Annotated in this window: 4 protein-coding genes; 2 read left to right on the top strand and 2 right to left on the bottom strand. The window is 63.5% G+C overall.

The features are described from left to right. Positions 1-157 precede the first annotated feature (157 nt). Together ACZ6ZT_RS35135 and ACZ6ZT_RS35130 are read left to right on the top strand one after the other, a co-directional pair. Positions 158-616: a TIGR03618 family F420-dependent PPOX class oxidoreductase gene (locus tag ACZ6ZT_RS35135; protein ID WP_469724505.1), complete on the top strand. Its 459-nt coding sequence runs from the start codon at positions 158-160 to the stop codon at positions 614-616. A 5-nt stretch (positions 617-621) separates the two neighbouring features. Continuing rightward, entirely contained in the window at positions 622-774 is a 153-nt protein-coding gene (locus tag ACZ6ZT_RS35130) for a hypothetical protein (protein WP_469724504.1), read from the top strand. A 62-nt stretch (positions 775-836) separates the two neighbouring features. Here the strand turns inward: ACZ6ZT_RS35130 and ACZ6ZT_RS35125 are convergent, their stop codons facing one another. Both ACZ6ZT_RS35125 and ACZ6ZT_RS35120 read right to left on the bottom strand, forming a co-directional pair. Beyond that, entirely contained in the window at positions 837-974 is a 138-nt protein-coding gene (locus tag ACZ6ZT_RS35125) for a hypothetical protein (protein ID WP_469724503.1), read from the bottom strand. Between the two features lie 447 nt (positions 975-1,421). Then, positions 1,422-2,036 carry a trypsin-like serine protease gene (locus ACZ6ZT_RS35120; protein ID WP_469724502.1) on the bottom strand — a complete coding sequence of 205 codons (615 nt, stop codon included), beginning with the start codon at positions 2,034-2,036 and terminating at the stop codon, positions 1,422-1,424. Positions 2,037-2,683 lie beyond the last annotated feature (647 nt).

The raw sequence follows: 2,683 nt of genomic DNA, 5'->3' as shown, positions 1-2,683 counted from the left end.
CGTCATCACCAAGGCTGTCCTCACTCTGGAGAGGCAACGCTGAAAACGCTCAGTGAGGAGAGCCTGCACGAGACGGCTCCCAGCATGGGCTTCACCCCGGTTGATTTCCTCGGCTTCCCTGAACTGCCCCGCCGCTCATGGTTGGTAGCCTCCCGGGATGACCGCGACATTCGACGAAGCCGTCCGCGCCCGGCTGCAAGCCCCCAACATCTGGTACGTCGGCACCGTGTTCCCCGACGGAGCACCGCAGGTCAGCCCCATGTGGGTGGATCTGGAGGGAGAGGGGGAGCTGATGTTCAACACCTCGGTGGGTCGGGTGAAGGAGGAAAACCTGCGCCGCGACCCCCGCGTCTATCTCTCGCACGCCGACGCCACCGACCCCTTCGACCGAGTGCAGATCAGTGGTGTGGTGGCCCGCTTCATCGAGGGCGAGGCGGCGCATGAGCGGATGGACCGGCTGGCCCGCAAGTACCTGGGCGGCGAGCGCTTCGAGTGGCTCATGCCGGGGGAGCAGCGGGTCGCGGTGATCGTGCGCCCGGTCAAGGTGCGGCACATCGTAGGGGTGGAGCGGTTCCGGCCTGGCGGCCCCATCCCCGGTGAATCCGCAACCGCCTGATCGCGGTGGCCGCCGAGGGTGGCGACACCGTGGGCGTCGCCGTCGACGAGGCGCGGCTGCTGGTGGACACCGCGCTGCGGCTCGCCGACTGGGACACGGCCCGCACCACCCGCGACATTGTCGACGTACCCCGAGGGCTACGAACTGAGCGAGGATGAGGAGTCCGAAGCCTGGCGCGGCACCCGGGGCTGTCGTCCCCGGCCGGGGCGGGCGTGCAGCGTCAGGACGGTTTGCCGGACGTCCGGCGGGAGCGCCGGCGGATGACGTCGGACAGCTGGCGGGAGGCGACGGTCGGGGTGAAGAAGAGCCCGATCATGTCGAGCCCGGTCACGGCGGCGCTCAGCAGCCCGACCGACACCGACGGGTCGTCGACTGAGGCAGATCCATACCTCTGCAGATCGATGGCAGGGCGTCACCCTGCGGGCGGCACGACGGCGTGCCCACCAGGAAGGCCGATGCGGTGGCCTCATTGACGGCTCGGCCGAACGCGTGCAGCGCAGCCTTAAGACGTGCGGAGTCCCGACGTCCGACAGGGCATTGAGCAAATTCTCGGTGGGCGACGGCCAGGTCGGAGCAGTGCGTGGGCGGAGCGGCAGCCGTGCCGGCCCGGGTAGGCACCAGGCTGCAGGAGCCGCCGCCTTCTGACGGTGCGCCCCCTGCACACCGTTCTCTCACAAAGAAGGGGCCCCGAACCGGGTCCGGGCCCCGGCTGACCTGTCGTCAGGTCGGCTGGGTCTTCTCTTCGGCGAGCGCCTTCTTGGACTGCTGGTAGTCCTCGTACGGTGCCGCGTTCAGCCAGCGAAATTCAATTACAGACCTCAGGTGCTTCATGGTGGCAGGTGAATAGTTCGACTCCCTGTTCGCTTAGAACCTGAGCTATGGGGCGGTAATAGACGATATCCTTGTTTCCGTTGTTCTTCGTTGATCCGCCTCCGATTATTATTCCTACCGCGTCTGCAAAACCGCTACCTGCCTTGCGGTAGACCGGCCCTCCGCTATCTCCGGGCTGGACGATCCTCGAGTCGGTCTTTTGCCCCGCTACGAGGCCGCAGCGCTCCACTTCTTTGCCTTGCACTTCGAAGGTGTAGCAGCGTGGCGCACTACTCCTTATGAGCACATCGCATACTTCGCCAGTGAACGAGCCCCCCAAACAGACTGTCTTTCCAGTTCCAGGTTTCCATGTGCCCCGTATTGTTCGTTGACTATGACTTTCCACCCCGCCCGTAATAATCGAAAGATTCCAATTGTTGTCAACGCTCTTAATCAACGCCGAATCCCGATCGGATGAGTACTGCACGTCCCCAACCTGACCGAAGTAGTCGGGCGTGCTGTACACCGAAGGGCGGTTATTTTTGTAGCAGTGGCCAGCCGTCAGGCCGTATTTATTCTCAAGGTCTCCTTTGAAAACCGTGAATGCCACCGTGCAATCCCCGTTCACGGGGAGACCCTCCGGGCCCCCCATCCTCAGCCGTATGCCCCCGGGGACAGAATAATTACTGCACAGCTCCAGTCGAGTGGTCCGCTCATTTTCCCCGCACTCTTTGACTAGACTTGGATTCGAAGCACCCGCCGCCGACACTGAGCCCGCCGAAGCGGCACCAGCCACTCCCAAAAGTGCGCACATTGCTGCGACAATAGAAATTGAGGTGAATTTACTTAGGGGCTTCACTCAATACCTCCGAGAGGGAGCGATTTACGCAGGGCGGTAGTCTGGTGCATTTACGCTATTTCATCACTGAGCTAGCCCGACATATCGAACCCGGCCGTTCCAATCACATATTTGGCCAAGATCGCCAATGCATATCCGTCGGGCTGGCAGCTCTCCAACCTGCCAGCCTGCATCAGGTCGACCAGGCGACCCTGCGCCCGCCAAGCCCGTCGCCAATGCCCCTCCGCCGCACGGCACCCCGCGCAATCAGACATCGGCACAGTGGGGATCCGGGTCCGCCTCACCTGGCGCGGCCGCCGTGCGACGGGGGATCAGCCGCCTTCAATGTGGTCGAAACCGCTCAGTGCGATCTCTCGGTTTGGGGACAGTGGTGTGAGAGACAGTGAGTGCCTGGGGTG

It is taken from the genome of Streptomyces sp. NPDC102258, from assembly GCF_055584685.1.
Note: the sequence above shows the minus strand (reverse complement) of the source record. Positions and strands in the feature narration are given on the sequence as shown.